Below are 22,712 nucleotides of genomic sequence, written 5' to 3' on the forward strand. Positions count from 1 at the left end.
TACCGTCGAGTTCCGATGAGGAGGGCACGTGGTCTGGTCGGCGGGTGTGGCGCGAGCCGCACGCAGGATCGCGACAGCGGCCGCGCTCGGCGGCGGCGGCCTGACCGCGCTCGGAGCCACGGCCTACGGCCTGCTGATCGCCGAGAGCATGCTGGCCCGCAAGGTGATCGGCCGCCCGCACGGGCTGGAGGGGCCGGCCTCCGACGGCCTCTACGGTGAGTTCCCCGGCGTCCCGCTCACCCTGGTCATGCTGGGCGATTCGACGTCGATAGGCCTGGGCGTGAGCGAGCCGGGCAAGACCCCGGCCGTGCTGATCGCCAACGGCCTGGCCGCCATCGCCGAACGACCGGTGCGGCTCGGCGTGTTCGGCAAGTCGGGCGCCTCGTCGGCGGAGCTGACCGAGCAGGTGGACAAGGCGGTGCGGCTCAGGCCCGACGTGGCCGTCGTCTTCGTCGGCGCCAACGACGTGGTCACGAAGACACCGCCGGCGACGGCCGTACGCCACCTCACCAAGACGGTGCGGCGGCTGCGCGAGGCCGGCGCGGAGGTGGTGGTGGGCACCTGCCCCGACCTCGGCACGGTGCGCCCCATCGCCCAGCCGCTGCGCTGGGTGACCAGGCGCTGGAGCCGCCAGCTGGCGGCCGCGCAGACGGTCGCGGTGGTCGACGCGGGCGGGCGTACGGTGGCGTTCGCCGACCTCCTGGGTCCCGAATTCGCAACAAATCCGGGCGAGATGTTCGGACCGGATCGTTTCCATCCATCTGACCGAGGTTACGCACAGGCCGCTTACGCGGTGCTACCTTCTGTATGCGCTGCGTTGGGATTGTGGCCTGAGCCGCGACCCGCGCTGGGCGAAGGACTGCAACCGATTTACCTAGCGGCGGCCACTGCCGCGGAGGAGTCCGGCACCGAGGTGTCCCCGACCCGGGTCGCAGGGCGGGCGACGGGTCCCCACGGCAGATGGGCGACGTTGTTCCGCAGGCGAGACGGCGAGATGCTCAACGACACCTGATCTCGGTCACCTTTCGCGTCAGAGCCGTCACTCCCCGTCCCCTTTGGAGTGGATTGATCGTGCTCCGGCCCCTCGCGAAACCCGCCGTGGCCCTCGCCGGGATCCTGGCCCTGGCCGGCTGTTCCGACAGCGACGCCGCCACGGCCGCCTTCCCCACCTGGCACAACACCGAGGTCAACGCCGTCAGCCGGATGACCAGCGCGGGCGGGGTCGTCACGGCCACGTCCATGAAGCCCGACGGCACCCTGGAGACCGCCGCGCTCGACCTCGCCAACGGCAAGAAGCTGTGGGCCCATCCCGCCACGATGGCGGGCCGGCTGCCGGGCATGGGCGTCTCGGCCCCGGCCATCGTGCCGACCGGCAAGGACCAGGCCGTCGTCGTGGCGCTCGACCCGGCCAGGACGAGCCAGTGGAACGCCACGCTCATCGCCCGCGACGCCCGCACCGGCAGGCAGCAGTGGACCAGGCCCGTCCACTCCACCTTCGGCCCCCAGCGCTGCGGCCCCTACGTCTGCCTGCCGGAGCAGACCGCGCTGTCGTCCGCGCGGGTGGTCGTGCTCGACCCGGCCACCGGCAAGCTGATGTGGAAACTGCCCGGCATCGCCGAGGTCGAGTGGTCCGACGCCGAGCGCGTGCTGCTGCTCCGGCTCTCGTCCAGCCCCATGATCGAGTCGTACGAGCTCAAGACCGGCAAGCTGCAGTGGCAGCAGCCGATCGAGCAGGCGCTCGGGCCCGGCATCGACCTGTCCGGCGGCTGGGCCTTCGGTTCGACCGGCGACGACCTGGTCGGCTACGTCGCCCCCTACACCAACCCGCGCACCAAGAAGGCGTCCGCGTTCGGGCTCTTCTCTATCAAGATCGCCGACGGCACCGTCAACTGGATGCGCCCGTCGGTGGTGCGCGTCTACCCGAGCGGCAGCCCAGGGCTGGCGCCGGTGGTCCGGCCGGTCGACCAGCACGGCGCCTACGGCGGGTTCGCCAGGCTCGACTCCGCCACCGGGCGCGTGGTCGGCCAGATCACCGCCTCGGAGGTGCCGGGATCCGGCTGGTGGCTGGCCTTCCCCGACCGCATGCAGAAGCTGGGCTTCCTGCAGCACGACACCAAGGGCACGGCCTTCGACCTGGCCACGGGCCGCCAGGTGCCGGTCGAGGAGGAGCGCGGCTGGTCGTTCTGCGTCACCGACCCCAAGCCCCTCCCGCTGCGCGGCCAGGCTCCCGGCTTCTACTCGGTCGCGGCCGTCTGCGACTACGACCTCGCGACGGGCAAGCGTGTCCCGAGCTCGTCGGCGCCGCCCGCCTGGTACACAGGCAGCCAGGACGGCTGGCGGCTGTGGCGCGACGAGAAGGGCGCGATGCACGCCCTCAACGACAGCACCGTCACGGCACCGGGCATGTACGGCTAGAAGCTCCGATCTCACAGGTTCGTGCAAATCGGCCGGAAATTACCGGGAAGGGGGCGGCGGGCATGTCGGCAATACTGAAATATAGTTCTAGAAGAGTGCTGACAAAGGAGGGGCCACATGCCCGAGGCAGTCATCGTCGCGACCGCACGCTCTCCCATAGGCCGTGCGTTCAAGGGTTCGTTGAAGGACATCCGTCCCGACAACCTGACCCTGCAGATGATCAGGGCCGCGCTGGACAAGGTGCCCCAGCTCGACCCGACCACGATCGACGACATCATGCTGGGATGCGGTCTGCCCGGCGGTGAGCAGGGCTACAACATGGGCCGGGTGGTGTCGGTGATGCTGGGCCTGGACAACGTGCCCGGCACCACGGTCACCCGCTACTGTTCCTCGTCGCTGCAGACCACGAGGATGGCCTTCCACGCGATCAAGGCGGGCGAGGGTGACGTCTTCGTCTCGGCCGGGGTCGAGACCGTCTCGCGCTTCGTCAAGGGCAACTCCGACTCGCTGCCCGACACGCAGAATCCTCTCTTCGAGGACGCCGTGGCCAGGAGCAAGTCCTTCGCCGAGGGCGGGCACACCTGGCACGACCCGCGCGACGACGGCGCGCTGCCCGACATCTACATCGCCATGGGCCAGACCGCCGAGAACCTCGCCCAGCTCAAGGGCATCACCCGCCAGGAGCAGGACGAGTTCGGCGTACGCTCCCAGAACCTCGCCGAGAAGGCCCTGGCCGACGGCTTCTGGCAGAAGGACATCACCCCGGCCACGCTGCCCGACGGCACCGTGGTCAGCAAGGACGACGGGCCGCGCGCCGGCACCACCTACGAGGCCGTGTCGACGCTCAAGCCGGTCTTCCGGCCCGACGGCACGGTCACGGCCGGCAACTGCTGCCCGCTCAACGACGGCGCGGCGGCGGTCATCGTGATGAGCGACGTGAAGGCGGCCGAGCTCGGCATCACGCCGCTGGCCCGGATCGTGTCCACCGGGGTCACCGGCCTGTCGCCCGAGATCATGGGCCTGGGCCCGGTCGAGGCGTCGAAGCAGGCGCTCGCCCGCGCCGGGATGTCGATCGAGGACATCGACCTGGTCGAGATCAACGAGGCGTTCGCGGCCCAGGTCATCCCCTCCTACCGGGAGCTGGGCATCGACCTCGACCGCGTCAACGTCAACGGCGGCGCGATCGCGGTGGGGCACCCGTTCGGCATGACCGGGGCCCGCATCACCTCCACGCTGATCAACAGCCTCCAGCACCACGACAAGTCCATCGGGCTCGAGACCATGTGCGTCGGCGGCGGCCAGGGCATGGCCATGATCCTGGAGCGGCTGGGCTAGCGGCCGGTCTCGCCCCGGCCTTCGGACGGCCGGGGCGACCTGCCGCCCACCCTTGAACGGCCAACCCTGGACGGGCTAGCCCTGGACGTCGGGGCCGGCGCGGGTCAGCCTGACCCGAAGGATGACGCGGCGTTCGCGGATCATCGCGGCCCGGTAGTCGTCCCAGTCGGGGTGCTCGCCCGCGATGTCGCGATAGTAGGTGACCAGATGGTCCATGGCCTCCGGCAGCGAGATGACCTCGGCCTGGCCGTCGACCTGGACCCACTCACCGAAGAACGCGTCGGTGAAGGCGCAGATCGACACGTGGGGATCACGGCGGACATTCCGTGTTTTGACCGCCGTCTCCCGGGTGCTGATGACCACGTGGCCGTCGGCGTCGACGCCGACCGTCACCGGCGACAACTGCGCGCCGCCGTCGCCACGTCTGGTCTGCAGCACTGCGCGGTGGTTGTGCCGGAGGAACTCTCGTGCCTTGTCTAGATCCATCCCCCCATGATGACGCGCCCGCGCCTCAGGCGCGGGCGCGCATGTGGGAGCCTCTAGATGAAGCCCATGCGATTGCGGCGGTGCCGCTCGTGTTCGTGGACGATCGCGGCGGCGTAGCCGTGGGTCAGCCCGTGCTCGTCGGCGAGCCAGTTGGCCCGCTCATCACATCTGAGGAACGACGGACCGTTGTCGATGGCTTGGAACCACTCGGGGAGCTGGCGTCCCGTTATCGTCGGGACCCTTGCGATGAGCTTGATCTGCGTCTCCGGTGAGTGGTTCAAGGACATGGGCACCTCCACGGATTAAGGTCCTTTGCTCGACACTGCAACACCGCCACCGGAAAGGCAACCCCCAAGTCGGCACCAATTCGTTACATGAAGTTCATGCTTGAGACAGCAGAGGGGCCCCGCCGGATCGGCGAGGCCCCTCTGCACCGTCGAGTCTCAGTCGTTGCCGCTGAAGTAGCTGATGAAGCGCAGCACCTCGAGGTAGATCCAGACCAGGCTCAGCGTCAGGCCGAACGCGCACTGCCAGGCGAACTTCTCAGGGGCGCCCTGCTTGACGCCCTGCTCGACGGCGTCGAAGTCGAGCAGCAGGAAGAAGCAGCCGAGCAGGATCATCGCGATGCTGAAGATCCAGCCGAGCGGTGAGTCGGTGCGGATGCCGATGCCGCCGTCGACGAAGAAGCCGACGAGCAGGTTGACCACCATCAGGCCGATCGCCGCGATGGCCGCCGCGATGACGAACTTGGTGAGCTTGGGTGTGACGCGCACGATGCGCAGCGCGTAGACGGTCAGCACGCCGCCGAAGGCGAACGCGGTGCCGAGGATCGCCTGCAGCACGATGCCGTTGAAGAACGACTCGAAGAGGCTGCTGAGCGCGCCCAGGAAGACGCCCTCGAACGCGGCGTAGGCCAGGATGAGGGCCGGGCTGGTGCTCTGCTTGAACGAGGCGATCAGCCCCAGCACCAGGGCGACGATCGCCGCGCCGACGGCCACGGCCATCGGGACCTGGAAGTACCACGCCACGGCGGCGGTAGCGACGAGCGTGCCCAGGGTCATGAACCCGCGGACCACGACGTCGTCGATCGTCATCGTGCGGTAGGCGGGCCCCGCCGGGGGTGCGTACGACGGGGAGTCGTACATGTGCTGCAACTGGTCGGGGGTCGGGGCGGGGGGCGCCCATGCCCCGGGCCGCTGCCGGGACCTGTTGAAAACGGGGTTTCTACTCTCCATCGATGCCTCCTGCGCCGAGCCTACGAGACCCGGCGTCGCCAAGGTCGACTCGCGCTCAGATCTATGTGGTTTCGAGACTTCAGCAGCGAGAGAACGAACGTCTCGCCGGTGAAGTTCCCAGGTCGAGGGTGACGGGTGAAAGATCGGTTCGCCAGGGGTAGAGGCCGGTGCCCCCGGCGGGATTCGAACCCGCACGTCAACCCTTTTAAGGGGTTTGCCTCTGCCATTGGGCTACGGGGGCGCCGCAATCATACGAAAGGGACCATGCTCCCGAGGAGCACAACTTCGCATCAGCTGTCACAACTGTGAAGTTTGCGGTGAAGTGCCAGAGCCCTGGGGACTCTGTCAAGGAAGAGTAAACCGTCTAGATGGTCCAGTTGGTGCTGAATACACCGAGCTTCGAAAGAATCGGCATCGATGGTGACCGGATCGCCCGTGCCCGGTAGCCGTCCGTGCACGGTGATGCGGGTCGCGCGGCGTACCTCCGCGGTGAGACCGGTGATGGAGGCGCAGCCCTCGCGCCCGCCGCGCCAACCGGCGGCCTGGGCAAGCAGCGGGTTGACCACGACGAGCTCGCCCGCCCCCGACCGGCTGCGGGGGTGGCGGCGCGCGTCGAAGGCGATCAGCCGCCAGCTCAGCCCGATCTGGGGCGCGGCCAGGCCGGTCAGGCTCGGCTCGACGCGCAGGGTGGCGAGCAGGTCGGCCGCGGCGGCGACGACGTTCGGGTCGGCGGGATCGACCTGCTCGGCGGGCGTGGACAGGATCGGGTGCGGGGCGTCGAGCACGTGGCGCGCCTGGCCGGCGGCCCTCTTCACAGCAGGTCCGGTTCGACGGGGCGGAAGGTGATCTCGAGGTCGAGACCCGAGCCCACGGTGGCCAGGTCGCACATGAGCGCGGCCACGTCGACCGGCTCGGGGATGTCGACGTCGGCGATGAGCACGTAGAGGCGTCCGGTGAGCCGGGTGCTCATGCCGGTGATGTTGCCGCCGACCGAGGCGAGCACGCCGCTGACGGCGGAGATGATGCCCGGCCGGTCGGGGCCGTGGAGGGTCAGCACGTAGCCGAGCCCCCCGGCCTTGCAGCCGAAGTGGCGGCGGGCGTCGACGGCCGAGGCGGTCACCACCAGGTCGAGGGTGTCCAGTTGCTTGACGAGTTGCTCCGGGCTGAGGTCGCCCGAGACCAGCAGCATCATCGCCACGTGGCCGCCGAGCAGGGTCATCGTCGAGTCCTGAATGTTCGCTCCGCAGTCGGCGAGCGAGCCGGTGACCGCGGCGATGACGCCGGGCCGGTCGACGCCGAGCACGGTCACCGCAGAGAGCCCCACCCGAGGATCCCCTCTCGTCCGAGATCTCGCGGGCGCCGAGAACGCCCCGGCGCGAGGACGCCGGGGCGCTGCCGTTGCAGGACTAGCGATGGGTCGTCGCCACGGCTGCCCTGAACCCGTCGCGCGGGTGTTCCATCTCACCCAGCGAGATGGTCTCCCGCTTGAAGAAGAGTGCGAGGGTCCAGTCGACGACGACACGGACCTTGCGGTTCAGCGTCGGCACCCGCGACAGATGGTAGGTCCGGTGCATGAACCACGCAGGGAATCCGCGAAGCTTGACCCCGTAGACGTTCGCGACACCCTGGTGCAGGCCGAGACCGGCGACCGATCCGACATACTTGTGGCGGTATTCGACGAGTTGCTCGCCGCGTAGCCGGCGGACGATGTTGTCGGCGAGCACCTTGGCCTGGCGCACCGCGTGCTGGGCGTTCGGCGCGCAGTACTGACCCGGATTGGTGACGTCGGGCACGCCCGCCGCGTCGCCGGCGGCGAAGGCGTCAGGGGTGCCCGCGACGGTCAGCATGGTGGTCGTCTTGATCCGGCCGCGCTCGTCGAGCGGCAGGTCGCTGGCGTTCACGACCGTGCTCGGCTTGACCCCGGCGGTCCACACGAGGGTCTCGGCGTCGAACGCCGAGCCGTCGGAGAGCACCACGTGGCCGCCGACGCACGACTCCAGGCGGGTGTCGAGCTTGACCTCGATCCCCCGCTCGCGCAGCTGCTCCAGCGTCCACTTGCCCATCTCGGGGCCGACCTCGGGCAGCACCCGCCTGGTGGCCTCGACGAGCACCCAGCGGATGTCGGACGGCTTGATGTTGCGGTAGTAGCGCGTCGAGTCGCGGGCCATGTCCTCCAGCTCGGCCAGCACCTCGACGCCCGCGAAGCCCGCGCCGACCACGACGAACGTGAGCGCGCGGCGCCGCACCTCGGGATCGTCGGTGGACTCGGCCACATCAAGCAGGTGCAGCACCCGGTTGCGCAGCGCGATGGCCTCGCCCACGGTCTTGAGCCCGATGCCGATGTCGGTGAGACCGGGGATCGGCAGGGTGCGCGAGATCGAGCCGGCCGCCATCACGATGAGGTCGTAGCCGATCCGCCGCGCCTCGCCCTCGGCGGGCTGGAAGGTGACGGTGCGCTCGGCGTGGTCGACCCGGGTGACGGCGCCGTTGAGGATCCGGACCTTGGGCAGCACCCGCCGCAGCGGCGCGACCACGTGCCGGGGCGAGAGGTTGCCGGCCGCCGCCTCCGGCAGGAACGGCTGGTAGGTCATGTAGGACTGGGGGTCGATGATGGTGATGCGCACCTGTCCGTCGCGCAGCTCACGGTGGAGTCTGCGCTGCAGTCTCAGCGCGGTGTACAGGCCGACGTAGCCGCCGCCGACGATCAGAATGTGCTTGGTCATCCTTCGGGCCCACCCTCATGGGAATGCTTGTGAAAGCTTTCACAAATAGCCTACGTCATGAGACCGGCCTATTACCAATCCGTGACCTGTCATGCGCGTCACAGCGCCAGAGTGGCGGCCCTGGTGAAGATGTCGTCGAGCATCGGCGCCGTCACCCGGCCGGTGAACGTGTTCTGCTGGCTGGGGTGATAGCAGCCCATCAGGGTCACGGGCGCCTCGCCGTACGTCGCCGGGACCTCCACCCCGTGCCCGAACGGCGGCCTGCTGTGCGGCAGGCCGTAGCCGGCCTCCTTCAGCGCCGGCCACATGGCCTGCCAGGCGAACCCGCCGAGCGCGACGACGGCCCGCACGCTCGACGCCACCATGGCCAGCTCGCGCGCCATCCACGGCCGGCAGGTGTCACGCTCGTCCGGCGTGGGCTTGTTGGCGGGCGGCGCGCACCGCACGGACGCCAGCATCCGCGCGCCGATGAGCTTCTGGCCGTCGCCCGCGTGCTCACTGGTCTCCTGTACGGCCAGGCCGCAGCGATGCAGTGAGGCGAACAGCCAGTCGCCACTGCGGTCACCGGTGAAGATCCGCCCGGTCCGGTTGCCCCCGTGCGCGGCCGGCGCGAGCCCGACGATCAGGATGCGCGGGTGGTCGTCGCCCCAGCCCGCGATCGGCCGGCCCCAGTAGGTCTCGTCCGCGAACGCCCGCCGCTTCACCCGGGCGGTCTCCTCGCGCCACTCCACCAGGCGGGCGCAGGCGCGGCAGACGGACATCCGGGCGGTGAGCTCCGCGAGGGTGGGGCTGGTGGCGGCGAGGCGGCGGACGTCGGCGGGGTCATGGGCGACCGGGGTGTCGGCGGTCGCCGGATCGTCCGGCCAGCCGGTGCCGGGAGGTACGAAGCTCATGACATCGATGGTGCCCGATCGGCCGGACTTCCTCGGACCAGGGCGGAGCGGTCGCGGCACATGAAAAGCCGGGCGGCGCCACAGGGGCGCCGCCCGGTCAGGTCAACCGGTCGGAGAGACCGATCAGGCGGACGGCGTGGTCGCCGGCGCCGGGGTGGACGGCGCCGGGCACGTCGCCGTGAACTGCGCAGCGCCCGACGAGGTCGCGTTGGGGCTGATGACGACGAGCTCGATCGAGCCCGAGGTCACCGAGGCACCATGGGTGCCGCCCACGCCCCACTGCACGTCGAGGCTGCCGTTGACCTGGCGCTCGAGCGTGTTGTGGTCGCGCTTGCCGTTGACCACCCAGTAGTACTTGACGGTGGTCGGGCCGGTGCTGGTGAGGGTCGCCTTGAAGTCGACGCCGGGACCCCGCTTGTCAGCGCACATCTCGTTGCGCTGACCCGCCACCGTGACCGCCGAGACCGACACGGTCGGCTTCGGGGCCTCGCAGGCGGCGTAGGACTGCGTGATCGAGTCGCTGTTGCGCGGCCCGAAGACCGTCAGCGTGATCTTGCCGCCCTTGGTCGCGGCGCCGGTCAGGACCTTCTCCGGCAGCGTGACGGTGCGCTTGCCACCGTGGTTGAACACGGTGTCGCCCCTGAGGACGCGCTGGCCGTTCAGCGACCACACGTACTCGACGCGGCCGGGGCCGGTCGACCGGACGACGGCGTGCGCGCCGACCTTGCAGCCGTCGTGGTTGGTCGCGGTGACCAGGTCGGTGACGGCGACGCGGGTGGCCGGAGCCTCGGTCTTGCACAGGACCTTGTAGTGGGCCTTGTTGGAGTAGGCGCGGTCAGGGCCGAGCACCTGGAGCACCGCGTAGCCGTGCTCGCTGCTGCGCGGGGAGATGCCGAAGCCGACCTTCTTGGAGCGCCACACCTTGGTCTTGCCGTAGTCGACGACCTTGCCGTTGAGGATCCAGCGGTAGCGGACCCAGGACGGGTCGCTGACCCTGATCAGGCCGGTGAAGTCGATCTTGGTGCCCGGAGTGCAGGAGCCGACGTAGGAACTCGGGCTCGCCCACGCGCGGACGGAGACCTTGGTGACCTCCTTCAGCTCGACGACCTTGGCGCAGGTGACCGAGAAGTAGCCCTTCTTGGAGGTCACCTTGCGGGGGCTGAGAACCTGTACGGCCTCCCAGCCCTTCTTGACGTCGTCCTTGAACGTGGCCGACTGCTTGACCGTGACGGTCTTGGTGCCGTGGCCCTTGACCCGGACGGTCTTGACCTTGCTCTTGGACCCGTCACCGTGCAGCCAGCGGTAGGCCAGCGTGGTCTTGCCGGTCGCCTTGACGCTGATCTTGGCGGAGACGTTGACCTTGATGGGACAGGCCCCCGCATAGTCGCGCTGCGTAGCCTTGGGGGTGGAGACCGAGACCTTCGGCTGCGGCTTCTTCGGGCCGGCCTGGGCGGCGGCCGGGCCGGCCTGTCCCACCTTCGGGCCGGCCTGGGCGGGACCGGCGGCCAGTGCCGCCACCATGCCGGCCAGCACGACAGTGGAGGCGCCGAACGCCACCGCTTTCCGTGCTAAGGGAGAGGACATCATGGGAGAGTGCTCCATTCCGTGAGGGAAAAGATGCGCTCGGGAACGGTCGCCACGCCGACATCATCCGTGTCCGGCAATATGGCAAAGCCCCCGTAATGCTCCTTTACCTAAGCACAAAAGTGATCGCGTGCTCAACTACGGCATGAATCCCGAAATGCCCCAATTTGACCGGATTTTAAGTGATTGACCAGGCGATTCCATCAAGAATGTCGTGCTCACTCACGACAACCTGCGTAAACCCGAAACGTCTCACAATCTGATCAAGAATCAGCGCACCCGTCCCGATGACGTCCACCCGTCCCGGATGCATCACGGGTATGCGGGCCCGCTCGTCATGGGTCATCGCCAGCAGCCGGCGGGTGACGTCGTGCACCTGACCCGCGGCGATGCGCGAGTGGTGGATCCGCTCCGGGTCGTAGGCGGGCAGGTCGAGCGCGATGCCCGCGACCGTCGTCACCGAGCCGGCCAGCCCCACCAGCGTGTGGGCCTCCTGGACCGGCACCGCCTCCGCCACGCGGTCGAGCGCCGCCTCGATGTCGGCCACCACCGCCTCAAGCGCGGTCGCCGACGGCGGGTCGCCCGCCTCGCGCAGGTGCCGCTCGGTCAGTCGCACGCACCCGATGTCGACCGAGACCGCGCCGTCGACGTGTCGCGAACCGACCACGAACTCGGTCGAGCCGCCACCGATGTCGACCACCAGGTAGGGCGGCAGCGGGCCCTCCGGCAGCCCGGTCTCGGGCGACAGGCTGAGCAGCCCCCTGGTCGCGCCCGTGAACGAGAGCTCGGCCTCCTCACCGCCGGTGACCACCTCGGGCTCGACCCCGAAGATCTCGCGCACACCGTCGACGAACTCCTGCCGGTTGGCCGCGTCGCGGGTCGCGCTGGTGGCCACGACCCTGGTGTGCCGCACGCCGTGCTGGTCGATGAGCTTGCGGTAGCCGCGCATCGCGCCGAACGTCCGCTCCAGCGCCTCGGGCGCCAACCGGCCCGTCTCGTCGACCCCCTGACCCAGCCGGACGATCTCCATCAGCCGCTCGACCTCGACGAGCGTGTCATCGGAGACATCGGCGATCAGCAGGCGCACCGAGTTGGTGCCACAGTCGACAGCGGCTACACGCATGGTCCGTCACTCCACCAGTCAGGGAGGGCGTCGAGCGCCTCCCGGCCGAACGGGTTGGCGCCGGGCACGGCCAGCTCGTGCGCGACGAGCGCGTGCAGGCACTTGACCCGCAGCGGCATCCCCCCGGTGCTCTGCATGCCGCGCGGCAACGGCTCTACGCCCTCCTCCTCGGCCACCTGGTCGCGCCTGGCGACGTAGCCGTCGTGGGCCGCCTGGTAGGCGGCCGCCAGCTCGGGGTCGGTGGCCAGTCTGGCCTGCATCTCGCGCATCAGGCCGGAGCCCTCCAGCGTGCCGATCGCCGAGGCCGCCCGGGGGCAGGTCAGGTAGTAGAGGGTGGGAAACGGCGACCCGTCGGGCAGCCGCGGCGCGGTCTCGACCACGTCGGGATTGCCGCACGGGCATCTGTGAGCGACCCCGCGCATCCCTCGGGGCGGACGCCCGAGCTGCCGGCGCACCACCTCGACGTCGCTCTCGGCCGGGGCCTCGCTACTGTTCAACACTCTCCTTCTCTCCTGTGCCCGCCCGCAGACCGGTGCCCGAATCGGCGGCTTTGACGGACGTCCACAGCGTTTGGTACCACGGCGGCACCGGGGCCGGCTGCTTCGCCACGGCCTGCCCCTTACCCAGCCCGGGGTCCGTCACCACGAAGCACTTCTCGCCGGAGCCGCAGTAGTGGAGCCGCTCCTTGGCGGTGCGCTTGATCCAGTTGGGATCCTGGATCTGACGTGCCTGGGCGTCCAGTGTCCGCCGCTCGGCCTCGACCCGTTCCTTCTCCGCCCTCAGCTCCGCGATGCCACGCCGCTGGGCGATGTACTCGCGCACAGGGTAGGCCAGGCTCATCGCGATCGCGCACACCACGACCGCGAGGATCGCGGCCCGTCCGGTCAACTGTGGTCTCTTCGCCAATGCCGCACCCCCCTTGGTAGCGGCCCGCGGCGGACCGCCACCGCGAGCCGTACCCGAAACTAGCGCCGGAACCGCGGGAAGGCCGCGCGACCCGCGTAGCGTGCGGCCTCGTCGAGGGTCTCCTCGATGCGCAGCAGTTGGTTGTACTTGGCCACCCGGTCGGAGCGGGCGGGCGCGCCGGTCTTGATCTGGCCGCAGTTGACGGCCACGGCCAGGTCGGCGATCGTCGTGTCCTCGGTCTCGCCCGAGCGGTGGCTCATCATGCAGCGGTAGCCGCTGCGGTGGGCCAGGTCGACCGCGTCGAGCGTCTCGGTCAGGGTGCCGATCTGGTTGACCTTGACCAGCAGCGCGTTGGCCGTGTCGTGCTCGATGCCGCGGGCCAGCCGCTCGGGGTTGGTCACGAACAGGTCGTCGCCGACGAGCTGGACCCGGTCGCCGAGCGCCTCGGTGATGGCCTTCCAGCCGGCCCAGTCCTCCTCGTCGAGCGGGTCCTCGATGGAGACGAGCGGGTAGTTGTCGACCAGGTCGGCGTAGAAGGCGATGAGCTCCTGGGCCGACAGGCCCTTGCCGTCGATCGTGTAGACGCCGTCCTTATGGAACTCGGAGGCGGCCACGTCGAGCGCCAGCGCGACGTCCTCGCCCGGCGTGTAGCCGGCCCGCTCGATCGCGACCAGGATGAGGTCGAGCGCGTCGCGGTTGGACGGCAGGTTGGGCGCGAACCCGCCCTCGTCGCCCAGCCCGGTCGCGTAGCCCTTCTCCTTCAGCACGCCCTTGAGCGCGTGGTAGACCTCGGTGCCCATGCGCACGGCCTCACGGAACGTCTCGGCCCCGATCGGCGCGATCATGAACTCCTGGATGTCCACGTTGGTGTCGGCGTGGGCGCCGCCGTTGAGGATGTTCATCATCGGCACGGGCAGCAGGTGGGCGTTGGGCCCGCCGAGGTAGCGGAACAACGGCAGGTCGGCGCTGTCGGCGGCGGCCTTGGCGACGGCCAGCGAGACGCCCAGGATGGCGTTGGCGCCCAGCTTTGACTTGTTGGGCGTCCCGTCCAGGTCGATCATGATCTGGTCGATGATCCGCTGGTCCTCGGCCTCGACGCCGTTGACCTCGTCGAAGATCTCGTCGGTGACGGCCAGCACGGCCTTCTCGACACCCTTGCCGGCATAGCGCTCGCCGCCGTCGCGCAGCTCGACCGCCTCGAACTGACCGGTCGACGCGCCACTGGGCACCGCCGCGCGGCCGCTGCTGCCGTCGTCGAGCACCACCTCGACCTCGACCGTGGGGTTGCCCCGGGAGTCGAGGATCTCGCGTGCGTAAACGACCTCGATGGTAGCCACGGGATGCGCTCCTAAATCGAAAGGCAATATGCGTTCAGAGCCTATCGGTACGGCCTCACCTCGTCGGCGCGCCCGCCCTCAGGACGCGCGGTCTCCCCGAGGAGGCGCTCCCCGGTCAGGACTCGCGGGACTCCCAGGCGCGGACCCGGTCGCGGTAGGAGCGGGCGGCGGCCCGCAGCGCCGCCTCGGCGTCGACACCGGCCTCCTGGGCACGGCGGACGAGGTCGAACAGCTCGCGGCCCACCCCCTGGCCGACCGCGGCGGCCAGGCTCTCGGGCGCGCCCGCGCGCTCGGCGCGGCGGACGAGCTGGGCCGCCAGCGACAGGGCGGGCTGGCCGAGCGGCACGCCGTCCAGCAGCGAGGTCTCCTCGCCCTTCGCGGCCCGCTCGGCGGCCTTGATGGCCTCCCAGTTGTCGTTGACCTCGTCGGCGCTGTCGGCCCGCACCGAGCCGAACACGTGGGGATGGCGCCGCACCAGCTTCTCGACGATCCCGGCGGCCACGTCGTCCATGTCGAAGCCGGCCGCCACCCGCGCGTGGAACACCACCTGCAGCAGCAGATCGCCCAGCTCCTCGCGGAGCGCCGGATAGTCGCCCTGTTCGATCGTCTCCAGCACCTCGTACGCCTCTTCGAGCAGGTACGGGACCAGCGACTCGTGGGTCTGCTTGCGATCCCACGGGCACTCCGCGCGCAGCCGGTCCATCACCGCGACCAGGTCGAGCACCCGGGCGCCCGGCAGGTCGTAGGAGCCCGGCACCACCTCGATCACCGGCGGCTCGTCCAGCGCGATCGCCGCGTGCCCGAGATCGCGCATGAACCGCTCGTCGTCGTCGGCCAGCCACACGACGGTCTCGGTGACCGCCTCCGCCGCCAGCCGCGGAGGGTCGGGCGTGACGACCGTCACCTCGACACCCGCCTCGGCCAGGTAGGGCAGCTGCGGATGGTCCTCCGAGCCGGTCAGCACCCGGCCGGAGCGCAGCGCCTGCCAGGCCTGGTGACTCAGCAGGCCCGGCGCGATCCGCGGCGAGGTGGTGACGACGATCAGCGGCACGGCTAGCCCTGCGGCTGCTGCTGCGGCTGGGCGGGCTCGACGGCCTTGCCGAAGCGGCCCGCGTCGATGAACAGGGCCTGGTTCTCCTCCGTGCGCTGCTGGTTGATCTTCCCGTAGCGCGGGTTGAAGGAGATCGAGATGGTCGCGGCCTCCTTCTGCAGCCGTTCGTTGCCGCGCTGCTGGGCCGCCTCGTCGGTGCCGCCGCCGTACTGCTGGAGCAGCTTCTGGATGCCGACCGAGATGCGCATGTAGTCGCGGCCCAGGCTCGGCGCCATGCCGCGGGAGAGCATGTTCTGGTCGAGGGTGGCGCCCTGCTGCTGGGCGGCGTCGATGGCCTGGTCGACCTCGCCCTCGCTGACCCGCACCCCGGCCTTGCGCACGAGCTGCTCGGCCTGCTTGACGTTGGCCAGCTGGTAGAGCACGACCTCGGGCACGCTGCCCGGCAGCCCGATCTGGTCGGGCTGGACACCGGCCTTGCGCAGCGCGGCTTCGTACTCCTGGACGTTTCTGGTCAGGTCGCTGGCCGAGATGCGCTCGTTCCCGACGACGGCCGCGGAGCCGGCCTCCATGGGAGAGGAGCAGGCGGTCATCACGACAGCCAGCGCGGCAGCGGCCACAGCCACTCGAATCGACTTCACATGCATCCCTTTCCGACAAAAACCGCCGCTAGCTTACCCGTGCTGGTTCCAGGAACATCGCCTCGACCAGGTCGCCGCACCATTTGAGCAACTCGAGGTCGCGCAGCGGCTGCCCGCCCAGCGGCTTGGTCTTGGGCACCGGCACGAGCAGCGTCTCGGCGGCCTGCTTGTAGATGGCCTTCTTGTAGAGCCGGTCGAGGCGTACCTGCTGCGACTCCTTGAGCCTGACCGGGCCGAACTTGATGTTCGGGCCCTGCAGGGTGACGTCGGTGAGCCCGGCCCGGCGGGCCTCGATGCGGAACCTCGCCACCTCCAGGAGGTTGTCCACCTCGACCGGCGGCTTGCCGTAGCGGTCGGTGAGCTCGTCGCGCACCTCGTCGATGTGCACGGGGGCCGAGATGGCGGCGATCCGCTTGTACGCCTCCAGCCGCAGCCGCTCGGAGGTGACGTAGTCGTGCGGGATGTGCGCGTTGATCGGCAGCTCCACCTTGACGTCGAGCTGCTCCGCGGGCGCCTCCTCGCCGGACAGCTTGGCCTTCTGCTCCTGTACGGCCTCGGCCATGAGCCGGACGTAGAGGTCGAAGCCGACGCCCGCGATGAAGCCCGACTGCTCGGCGCCCAGCACGTTGCCGGCGCCGCGGATCTCCAGGTCCTTCATCGCGACGTACATGCCGGCGCCCATCTCCGTGTGCTGCGCGATCGTCGCCAGCCGCTCGTGCGCGGTCTCGGTGAGGGGCTTCTCCGGCGGATAGAGGAAGTAGGCGTAGCCCCGCTCCCTGCCTCGCCCGACCCGGCCCCTGAGCTGGTGGAGCTGGGACAGTCCGTAGTTGTCGGCCCGGTCGACGATCAGCGTGTTGGCGTTGGGCACGTCGAGCCCCGACTCCACGATCGTGGTGCAGACCAGCAGGTCGTACTCCCGCTCCCAGAACCCGACCATGATCTTTTCTAGCTGCTGCTCGTTCATCTGCCCGTGGGCCACCGCGATGCGCGCCTCCGGCACCAGCTCCCGCAGCCGCGCGGCCACCCGGTTGATCGAGGCGACCCGGTTGTGCACGAAGAAGATCTGGCCGTCGCGCATCAGCTCGCGCCGGATCGCGGCCCCGATCTGCTTCTCGTCGTACGGCCCGACGAACGTGAGGATCGGATGGCGCTCCTCCGGCGGCGTGAGGATGGTCGACATCTCCCGGATGCCGGTGAGGCCCATCTCCAGGGTGCGCGGGATCGGCGTGGCCGACATGGCCAGCACGTCGACCTGGGTGCGCAGGTGCTTCATGGCCTCCTTGTGCTCGACGCCGAAGCGCTGCTCCTCGTCGATCACGATCAGGCCCAGGTCCTTGAACCGCACCTCGGGGCTGAGCAGCCGGTGGGTGCCGATGACCACGTCCACGGCGCCGGCGCGCAGCCCTTCGAGCGTGCCCTTGACCTCGGCGTCGGTCTGGAAGCGCGAGACCGGCTTGAGCGTCACGGGGAAGCTGGAGAAGCGCTCGGTGAACGTCGACATGTGCTGCTGCACCAGCAGCGTGGTCGGCACCAGCACGGCCACCTGCTTGCCGTCCTGCACGGCCTTGAACGCGGCCCGCACCGCGATCTCGGTCTTGCCGTAGCCGACGTCGCCGCAGATCAGCCGGTCCATCGGGACGCCGCGCTCCATGTCGCGCTTGACCTCGTCGATGGCCTCCAGCTGGTCGCCGGTCTCGGCGTAGGGGAAGGCGTCCTCCATCTCGCGCTGCCACGGCGAGTCGGCGCCGAAGGCGTGGCCCGGGGAGGCCATGCGGGCCGAGTAGAGCCGGATCAGCTCGCCGGCGATCTCCTTGACCGCCTTCTTGGCCCGGGACTTGGCCTTGGCCCAGTCGGCGCCGCCCATCCGGTTGAGCGTGGGGGCCTCGCCGCCCACGTAGCGGGTGACCTCGTCGAGCTGGTCGGTGGGCACGTAGAGGCGGTCGCCCTTGGCGTACTCGATGACCAGGTACTCGCGCGTGGCGCCCTGGACGGTGCGCTGGACCATCTCGACGTAGCGGCCGACGCCGTGCTGCTCGTGCACCACGTGGTCGCCGACCTTGAGCTGCAGCGGGTCGACCATGTTGCGGCGGCGGGAGGGCAGGCGGCGCATGTCCTTGGTGGACGCCTTCTGGCCCACGAGGTCGAGATGGGTGAGCACGGCGAGGTCGGGGGTGACGAAGCCGTGCTCGATCAGACCAGTGGTGACGTGGACGACCTGCGCCTCAGGCGCCTTGTCCAGATATTTCTCAAGCCGGGCGGGAACGTCCACGCTCTTGAGAACCTCGACCATGCGCTCCGCCGGGCCGTGCCCCTCACTCAGCAGCACGACGGCCTTGCCGTCGGCGAGCCAGCCCTTGACGTCGTCGAGCGCCCTCCTGGTGTCTCCCCGGTACGCCTCGGAGTCATGGGCGTCGAGCTCGACCCCCGTGCCGAACGGCGCCATCGTCCACCACGGCTGCCCCAGCGCGCCGGCGTGGTCGCGGATCTCGTCGAGGCCGCGGAAGGCCGCCGCGCCGAGGTCGATCGGCGCCTCGCCGCCCGCCGCCGCGTTGATCCACGACGCCTCCAGGAACTCCTGGGACGTACGCACCAGCTCCTCGGCCCGGCCCCTGATCCGCTCGGGATCGCAGACGAACACCGCGGCCCTGGCCGGCAGGTGGTCGAGCAGCAGGTCCATCTCGCCCGCCAGCACGGGCGCGAACGCCTCCATGCCCTCGACCGGCGACCCCTCGGCCAGCTGGTCGAGCACCTCGGCCAGCGCCGGGTAGCGCCCGGCCAGCTCGCTCGCCGCCGCCCGCACCTCGGGCGTCAGCAGCAGCTCGCGGCAGGGCGGCGCGAACAGGCCGTCCTCGGCCGCCTCCAGCGAACGCTGGTCGGCCACCTTGAACCAGCGGATCTCCTCGACGGTGTCGCCCCAGAACTCCAGCCGGAGCGGGTGCTCCTCGGTGGGCGGGAAGACGTCGAGCAGCCCGCCGCGCACCGCGACCTCGCCCCGCTTCTCCACCATGTCCACCCGGTGGTAGCCGTTGCCCACCAGGTCGTCCACGACGGTCTCGAGGTCGGCGTCGTCGCCCGCCCTCAGCCGGATCGGCTCCAGGTCGCCGAGGCCCTTCACGATCGGCTGCAGCAGCGCGCGCACCGGAGCGACGACCACGCTGAGCGGCCCGGCCGCCGAGTCGCCCTTGACCGGATGGGCGAGCCGGCGCAGCACGGCCAGCCGCTGGCCCACCGTGTCGCTGCGCGGCGAGAGCCGCTCGTGCGGAAGCGTCTCCCAGGCCGGGAAGACCGCCACGGAACTCGGCTCGATGAGGCTGGTCAGCGCGGACGCCAGGTCTTCGGCCTCACGGCCGGTCGCGGTCACCGCGAGCACGGTGCGCTGGTCGTGCCCGGTCAGCGCGGCCACGCCGAACGGGCGCAACGCCGAGGGCGCCACCAGCGAGACGTCGCCGCCCTCTTCGAGCGCGGCGGTCAGCTTCGGGTCGGCGGCAACAAGGTCAAGTAGCCCGGAAAGACTCATCAGATACGCCCACAGCCCCACGACGGCAACACGATTACCCCCGGCCGGGAAGGTCGCGGGGGTGTCAGTTCTCCAGGGTACTGTCCACCCCGCCCCGCACGACCGCATACCCCGCCACAGAAGGCCGACGAACGCCGGCAGGGGAAATCCCTCACCACTCGCGATGATCCGACTACTCTAAGTGACATGTCTGAAGTGCGGTCGGTCGCGCCGGAAGGCGGCCTCTTCGATCAGCGGATCCGCGAGCAGTGGGCCGGTCAGCTGGGCAGGCGGCTCGACCTGCTGATCGCCGGATGCGCCCACGACGAGCCGCTGGCCCTCGACCGGATCGAGACCCGGCTCACCGGGGTCGACGAGGATCTGCCGGCGATCAGGAGCGTCGTCGAGGAGCGAGCCGACCTGGCCACCTGGTCGCTGGGCGACCTGCGGTCCGCGCCGGTGCCGCCCCGATCGGTGGACGTGATCCAGCTGTCGTTCCTGCTCGAACGCATCCACCACGCGGAGCTGGTCTTCGACCGGCTGCTCCAGGCGTTGCGGCCCGGCGGCCTGGTGCTGCTGCGGATGCGCGACCGCAAGTCGGCCTACGGCCTGTGCGACCGCCTCACGCCGGGGTGGCTGCGGCGCGCGCTCTGGCGCCACCTGGTGGCGGACGGCACACCCGGCCCGCTGCCCGCCGTCTACGAGCCACTGACCTCGTACGACGGCATTCACGCCTTCTGCCTCAGCCGCGGCCTGCTGATCACCGACGACGAGACCAGGACCAGCGGCCCCGCCCTGGGCCGGCTCGGCCGCACCGCCGTCACGCTGGCCGACAGGCTGAGCCGCGGCCGTTATCCCTCGTCACACGACGAGATCACCATGGTCATCAGGAAGCCGCAGAACCACTTCGCACGTCTCATCTAGTGACACACTATGACGGTCATCTAACCGGAGCACTTGGGATTCGAACGTGGAGCACACCCCCGACGCGCACGAACTGGCCGATCTCGAGCTGCTGCTGTCCGGAGCGTTCCAGCCCCTGACCGGGTTCCTGGGCCACGACGACCTGCACACGGTCGCCGAGCGCGGCACCCTCGCCGACGGCACGCCCTGGCCGGCGCCGGTCACGCTGCGTCTGCCCGCCGACGTCTCCCCCGGCGACGAGGTCACGCTGCTCGACCCCGAGGGCGTGCCGCTCGCCGTTCTCACCGTGACCGAGCACGAGCCCGATGGCCTGACCGCCGGTCCGGTCCGCGGCCTCGGCGCGCCGGAGCACGGCCCGTTCGCCCGGCTGCGCCGCACCCCGTCCCAGGTGCGCGAGGCCCTCGGCGGGCGCCCGACACTGGTCGTCACGATGCGCGGGCCGCTCGACGACCTCACCGAGATCACCGCCACCGCCAAGGAGCTCGACGCGGCGATCGTGCTGCTCCCCCTCTCGTACGGCGAGCAGGGCCCGTCGGTGGTCAGGGCGGCGCTGCGGGCCAGGGACCACCTGCCCGAGGGCACCCTCGTCGTCCCGGTGCCGCTCGCGCCGCGCGAGGAGCCCGAGATCGACCTGGAGCTGCGCGAGCACGTCGCCACCGCCTACGGCGCGACCGAGCACCTGGCCGGGCCCGAGCCGGTGCGCATCCCCGGCCCCCCGCACCGGCGCGGTCTCGTGGTGTTCTTCACCGGGCTGTCCGGCTCGGGCAAGTCGACGGTCGCCCGCGGCCTGCGTGACGCGCTGCTGGAGCTCGGCACCCGCACGGTCACCTACCTCGACGGCGACGTGGTGCGCGCCCTGCTGTCCAAGGGCCTGACGTTCTCCAAGGCCGACCGCGACCTCAACATCCGGCGCATCGGCTTCGTCGCCGCCGAGGCGGCCCGTCATGGCGGCCTGGCCATCTGCGCGCCCATCGCCCCCTACGAGGCCACCCGCGCGGAGGTGCGCGAGATGGTCGAGTCGGTCGGCGCCGATTTCCTGCTCGTGCACGTCTCCACCCCGCTGGAGGAGTGTGAGCGCCGCGACCGCAAGGGCCTGTACGCCAAGGCCCGGGCCGGGCTCATCCCCGAGTTCACCGGCGTCTCCGACCCCTACGAGGAGCCGGACGACGCCGACCTGGTCATCGACACCACCCACCTGTCGATCGAGGCGGCGGTCTCCCAGGTGCTGGGCGCGCTGCGGTCCGGCGGCTGGGCGCGCTGACCGGCGGGGGTCAGGGCAGTGGCACCCGGGTCGAGCGGAAGTGCGGGTCGCGCGCCAGCGTGGTGAACGCCCTGCCGGTCATCGGCTCGGTGTCGAAGCTGGTGTTGCCGCGCGGCGCCTGGGGTGAGTCGAAGTAGATCAGGGCCTTGATCTGCGGATAGTTGCGAATCTGGGCGCGTACGGAGTGGTAGAAGGCGCCCTTGGGCGAGCCGGCGTCCTCGAACACGCCCCACTCGGCCACCATGACCGGCTTGCCGGGAAAGCGCAGCTGCATCCACCGGTAGAAGCCGGGCCAGCGCGGGAAGTCGGGCCGGGTCTTGTTGACCAGGCCGGCGAAGTCGCGCACGTCACTGTCGGCGTAGGGGTCCATCGCCACCCAGTCGACCACGTCGTCGCCCGGGTAGAGCTCCTCGAACCAGGCCTTGGCCGCCCAGTTGGGGGCGCCCATGTAGGTCATGACCGTGACCGCGTTCTTCACGCCCTTCTCGCGCAGCCGGAGCACGACGTGGCGGTACATGGCCGCGTAGTCGGCCGCCTGCATGCCCGAGCCCTGACCGGCGCGGACGTCGTTCTCGGGCTCGTGGTGGATGGTGAGGAAGAACCGCTCGGGGAACGTACGCCGGATGTAGGCGGCCAGCCGGTCGATCCGGTGGTCGAGAGCTCCCCCGGCGATCTCCGCCCAGGTGTGGTCGAACGACGGCTTCCAGTTGACCAGCAGCAGCCTCGGGCGGGCGGGGTCGCGGGCCAGCCGGATCTCCCGGTCGGTGGGGAACAGCTCGCTGGTGCGGTGATAGACGTGCACCACGTCGGCGTGGGTGCCCATGCGCTGCTCGGCGCTGCGGATGGCCTGGTCGACGGGCACGCCGGTGAAGATCTCGGGCGCCATGCCCCACCAGGCGCCGCAGGACGGGATGAGCTTGTCGGTGACCGTACAGGCGGCCTTGCCCTTCCTGGGCTTGGGGTCGACCGGGGACGCCGTCCCCTCACGGGTGTCCGCCGGGCCCGAACACCCGGTCAGCCCCATGACGAGGCTCACGACCAGCCCTACCGACCCGACCAGCAGAATCATGCCCTTTTTGTTGGACATAAACGAAATGTCTTTTAGCATCAGCACCCTCCGCCCCCTTTTCCCAGGACCCCCGCCCTGTCAATGCTGAACCATGCCACGCCGTTCTCTTGACGTCAGCCGGTGTGGGTGTTCTGGCTGATGAGACCGGCTGCAATCCGACCAGAAATTCCCCCCGATTTCGTATTTTCGAAGGGCGAATCGCAGACGAGAGCGGAGAAAATCTTCCGTAATAAGCT

Annotated in this window: 21 protein-coding genes and 1 tRNA gene; 5 read left to right on the top strand and 17 right to left on the bottom strand. The window is 70.1% G+C overall.

Going from position 1 to position 22,712, the window contains the following annotated elements:
- Window positions 1–28 precede the first annotated feature (28 nt).
- From AC5L3X_RS15915 to AC5L3X_RS15925, 3 genes are all read left to right on the top strand, one after another.
- Window positions 29–1,012, top strand: coding sequence for an SGNH/GDSL hydrolase family protein (locus AC5L3X_RS15915; protein ID WP_494857632.1), 984 nt, complete (start codon window positions 29–31; stop codon window positions 1,010–1,012).
- A 59-nt stretch (window positions 1,013–1,071) separates the two neighbouring features.
- Window positions 1,072–2,415, top strand: a complete 1,344-nt coding sequence (locus AC5L3X_RS15920) for an outer membrane protein assembly factor BamB family protein (RefSeq protein WP_494857634.1) — start codon at window positions 1,072–1,074, stop codon at window positions 2,413–2,415.
- A 117-nt stretch (window positions 2,416–2,532) separates the two neighbouring features.
- Entirely contained in the window at window positions 2,533–3,750 is a 1,218-nt protein-coding gene (locus tag AC5L3X_RS15925) for an acetyl-CoA C-acetyltransferase (RefSeq protein WP_189124117.1), read from the top strand.
- 75 nt (window positions 3,751–3,825) lie between these two features.
- On the opposite strand, the gene AC5L3X_RS15930 is transcribed toward AC5L3X_RS15925, so the two are convergent.
- The 16 genes from AC5L3X_RS15930 to mfd form a co-directional block, all read right to left on the bottom strand.
- Window positions 3,826–4,236: a PPOX class F420-dependent oxidoreductase gene (locus AC5L3X_RS15930; RefSeq protein ID WP_494857636.1), complete on the bottom strand. Its 411-nt coding sequence runs from the start codon at window positions 4,234–4,236 to the stop codon at window positions 3,826–3,828.
- A gap of 53 nt (window positions 4,237–4,289) precedes the next feature.
- Window positions 4,290–4,523, bottom strand: a complete 234-nt coding sequence (locus AC5L3X_RS15935; RefSeq protein ID WP_189124115.1) for a DUF4287 domain-containing protein — start codon at window positions 4,521–4,523, stop codon at window positions 4,290–4,292.
- A 156-nt stretch (window positions 4,524–4,679) separates the two neighbouring features.
- Complete coding sequence (locus tag AC5L3X_RS15940; RefSeq protein WP_494857638.1) at window positions 4,680–5,471, bottom strand: Bax inhibitor-1/YccA family protein; 792 nt, start codon at window positions 5,469–5,471, stop codon at window positions 4,680–4,682.
- A 168-nt stretch (window positions 5,472–5,639) separates the two neighbouring features.
- Window positions 5,640–5,712 (bottom strand) — tRNA-Leu (locus tag AC5L3X_RS15945).
- Between the two features lie 49 nt (window positions 5,713–5,761).
- A complete protein-coding gene (locus AC5L3X_RS15950) occupies window positions 5,762–6,286 on the bottom strand; it encodes a peptide deformylase (protein ID WP_494857640.1) in 525 nt (174 codons plus the stop codon).
- Window positions 6,283–6,795 (bottom strand): glycine cleavage system transcriptional repressor, encoded by a 513-nt coding sequence (locus AC5L3X_RS15955; protein ID WP_494857642.1) that lies wholly within the window; start codon window positions 6,793–6,795, stop codon window positions 6,283–6,285. Before AC5L3X_RS15955 ends, AC5L3X_RS15950 begins: the two co-directional genes overlap by 4 nt.
- Before the next feature lie 82 nt (window positions 6,796–6,877).
- Complete coding sequence (locus tag AC5L3X_RS15960) at window positions 6,878–8,194, bottom strand: NAD(P)/FAD-dependent oxidoreductase (protein WP_189124111.1); 1,317 nt, start codon at window positions 8,192–8,194, stop codon at window positions 6,878–6,880.
- Window positions 8,195–8,292: 98 nt separating this feature from the next.
- A complete protein-coding gene (locus AC5L3X_RS15965; protein ID WP_494857644.1) occupies window positions 8,293–9,087 on the bottom strand; it encodes a uracil-DNA glycosylase in 795 nt (264 codons plus the stop codon).
- A 123-nt stretch (window positions 9,088–9,210) separates the two neighbouring features.
- Window positions 9,211–10,674 carry a hypothetical protein gene (locus AC5L3X_RS15970; RefSeq protein ID WP_494857645.1) on the bottom strand — a complete coding sequence of 488 codons (1,464 nt, stop codon included), beginning with the start codon at window positions 10,672–10,674 and terminating at the stop codon, window positions 9,211–9,213.
- A 175-nt stretch (window positions 10,675–10,849) separates the two neighbouring features.
- Entirely contained in the window at window positions 10,850–11,794 is a 945-nt protein-coding gene (locus AC5L3X_RS15975; RefSeq protein ID WP_494857647.1) for a Ppx/GppA phosphatase family protein, read from the bottom strand.
- Window positions 11,785–12,216 carry a DUF501 domain-containing protein gene (locus AC5L3X_RS15980; protein WP_225263099.1) on the bottom strand — a complete coding sequence of 144 codons (432 nt, stop codon included), beginning with the start codon at window positions 12,214–12,216 and terminating at the stop codon, window positions 11,785–11,787. Before AC5L3X_RS15980 ends, AC5L3X_RS15975 begins: the two co-directional genes overlap by 10 nt.
- Window positions 12,217–12,280: 64 nt before the next feature.
- On the bottom strand, window positions 12,281–12,700 hold the full coding sequence (locus AC5L3X_RS15985) for an FtsB family cell division protein (protein ID WP_494857649.1): 420 nt from the start codon (window positions 12,698–12,700) through the stop codon (window positions 12,281–12,283).
- A gap of 59 nt (window positions 12,701–12,759) precedes the next feature.
- The gene (gene eno / locus AC5L3X_RS15990; protein ID WP_189124105.1) at window positions 12,760–14,037 is read right to left on the bottom strand and encodes a phosphopyruvate hydratase; all 1,278 of its coding nucleotides are present in this window, start codon (window positions 14,035–14,037) and stop codon (window positions 12,760–12,762) included.
- A gap of 115 nt (window positions 14,038–14,152) precedes the next feature.
- On the bottom strand, window positions 14,153–15,088 hold the full coding sequence (locus tag AC5L3X_RS15995; protein WP_189124104.1) for a nucleoside triphosphate pyrophosphohydrolase: 936 nt from the start codon (window positions 15,086–15,088) through the stop codon (window positions 14,153–14,155).
- A gap of 2 nt (window positions 15,089–15,090) precedes the next feature.
- Window positions 15,091–15,726, bottom strand: coding sequence for a SurA N-terminal domain-containing protein (locus tag AC5L3X_RS16000; protein WP_494857650.1), 636 nt, complete (start codon window positions 15,724–15,726; stop codon window positions 15,091–15,093).
- A gap of 28 nt (window positions 15,727–15,754) precedes the next feature.
- Window positions 15,755–19,243, bottom strand: coding sequence for a transcription-repair coupling factor (gene mfd / locus AC5L3X_RS16005; RefSeq protein WP_494857651.1), 3,489 nt, complete (start codon window positions 19,241–19,243; stop codon window positions 15,755–15,757).
- A gap of 186 nt (window positions 19,244–19,429) precedes the next feature.
- Here mfd and AC5L3X_RS16010 point away from each other — a divergent pair, with 186 nt between their 5' ends.
- Together AC5L3X_RS16010 and cysC are read left to right on the top strand one after the other, a co-directional pair.
- Entirely contained in the window at window positions 19,430–20,146 is a 717-nt protein-coding gene (locus tag AC5L3X_RS16010; protein WP_494857652.1) for a class I SAM-dependent methyltransferase, read from the top strand.
- A gap of 46 nt (window positions 20,147–20,192) precedes the next feature.
- Window positions 20,193–21,407 (top strand): adenylyl-sulfate kinase, encoded by a 1,215-nt coding sequence (gene cysC / locus AC5L3X_RS16015; protein ID WP_494857654.1) that lies wholly within the window; start codon window positions 20,193–20,195, stop codon window positions 21,405–21,407.
- 10 nt (window positions 21,408–21,417) lie between these two features.
- On the opposite strand, the gene AC5L3X_RS16020 is transcribed toward cysC, so the two are convergent.
- Window positions 21,418–22,476, bottom strand: a complete 1,059-nt coding sequence (locus AC5L3X_RS16020) for a glycoside hydrolase family 26 protein (protein ID WP_494857655.1) — start codon at window positions 22,474–22,476, stop codon at window positions 21,418–21,420.
- Between the last annotated feature and the right edge of the window lie 236 nt (window positions 22,477–22,712).

The sequence above is a fragment of the Nonomuraea sp. CX421 genome, assembly GCF_059358955.1.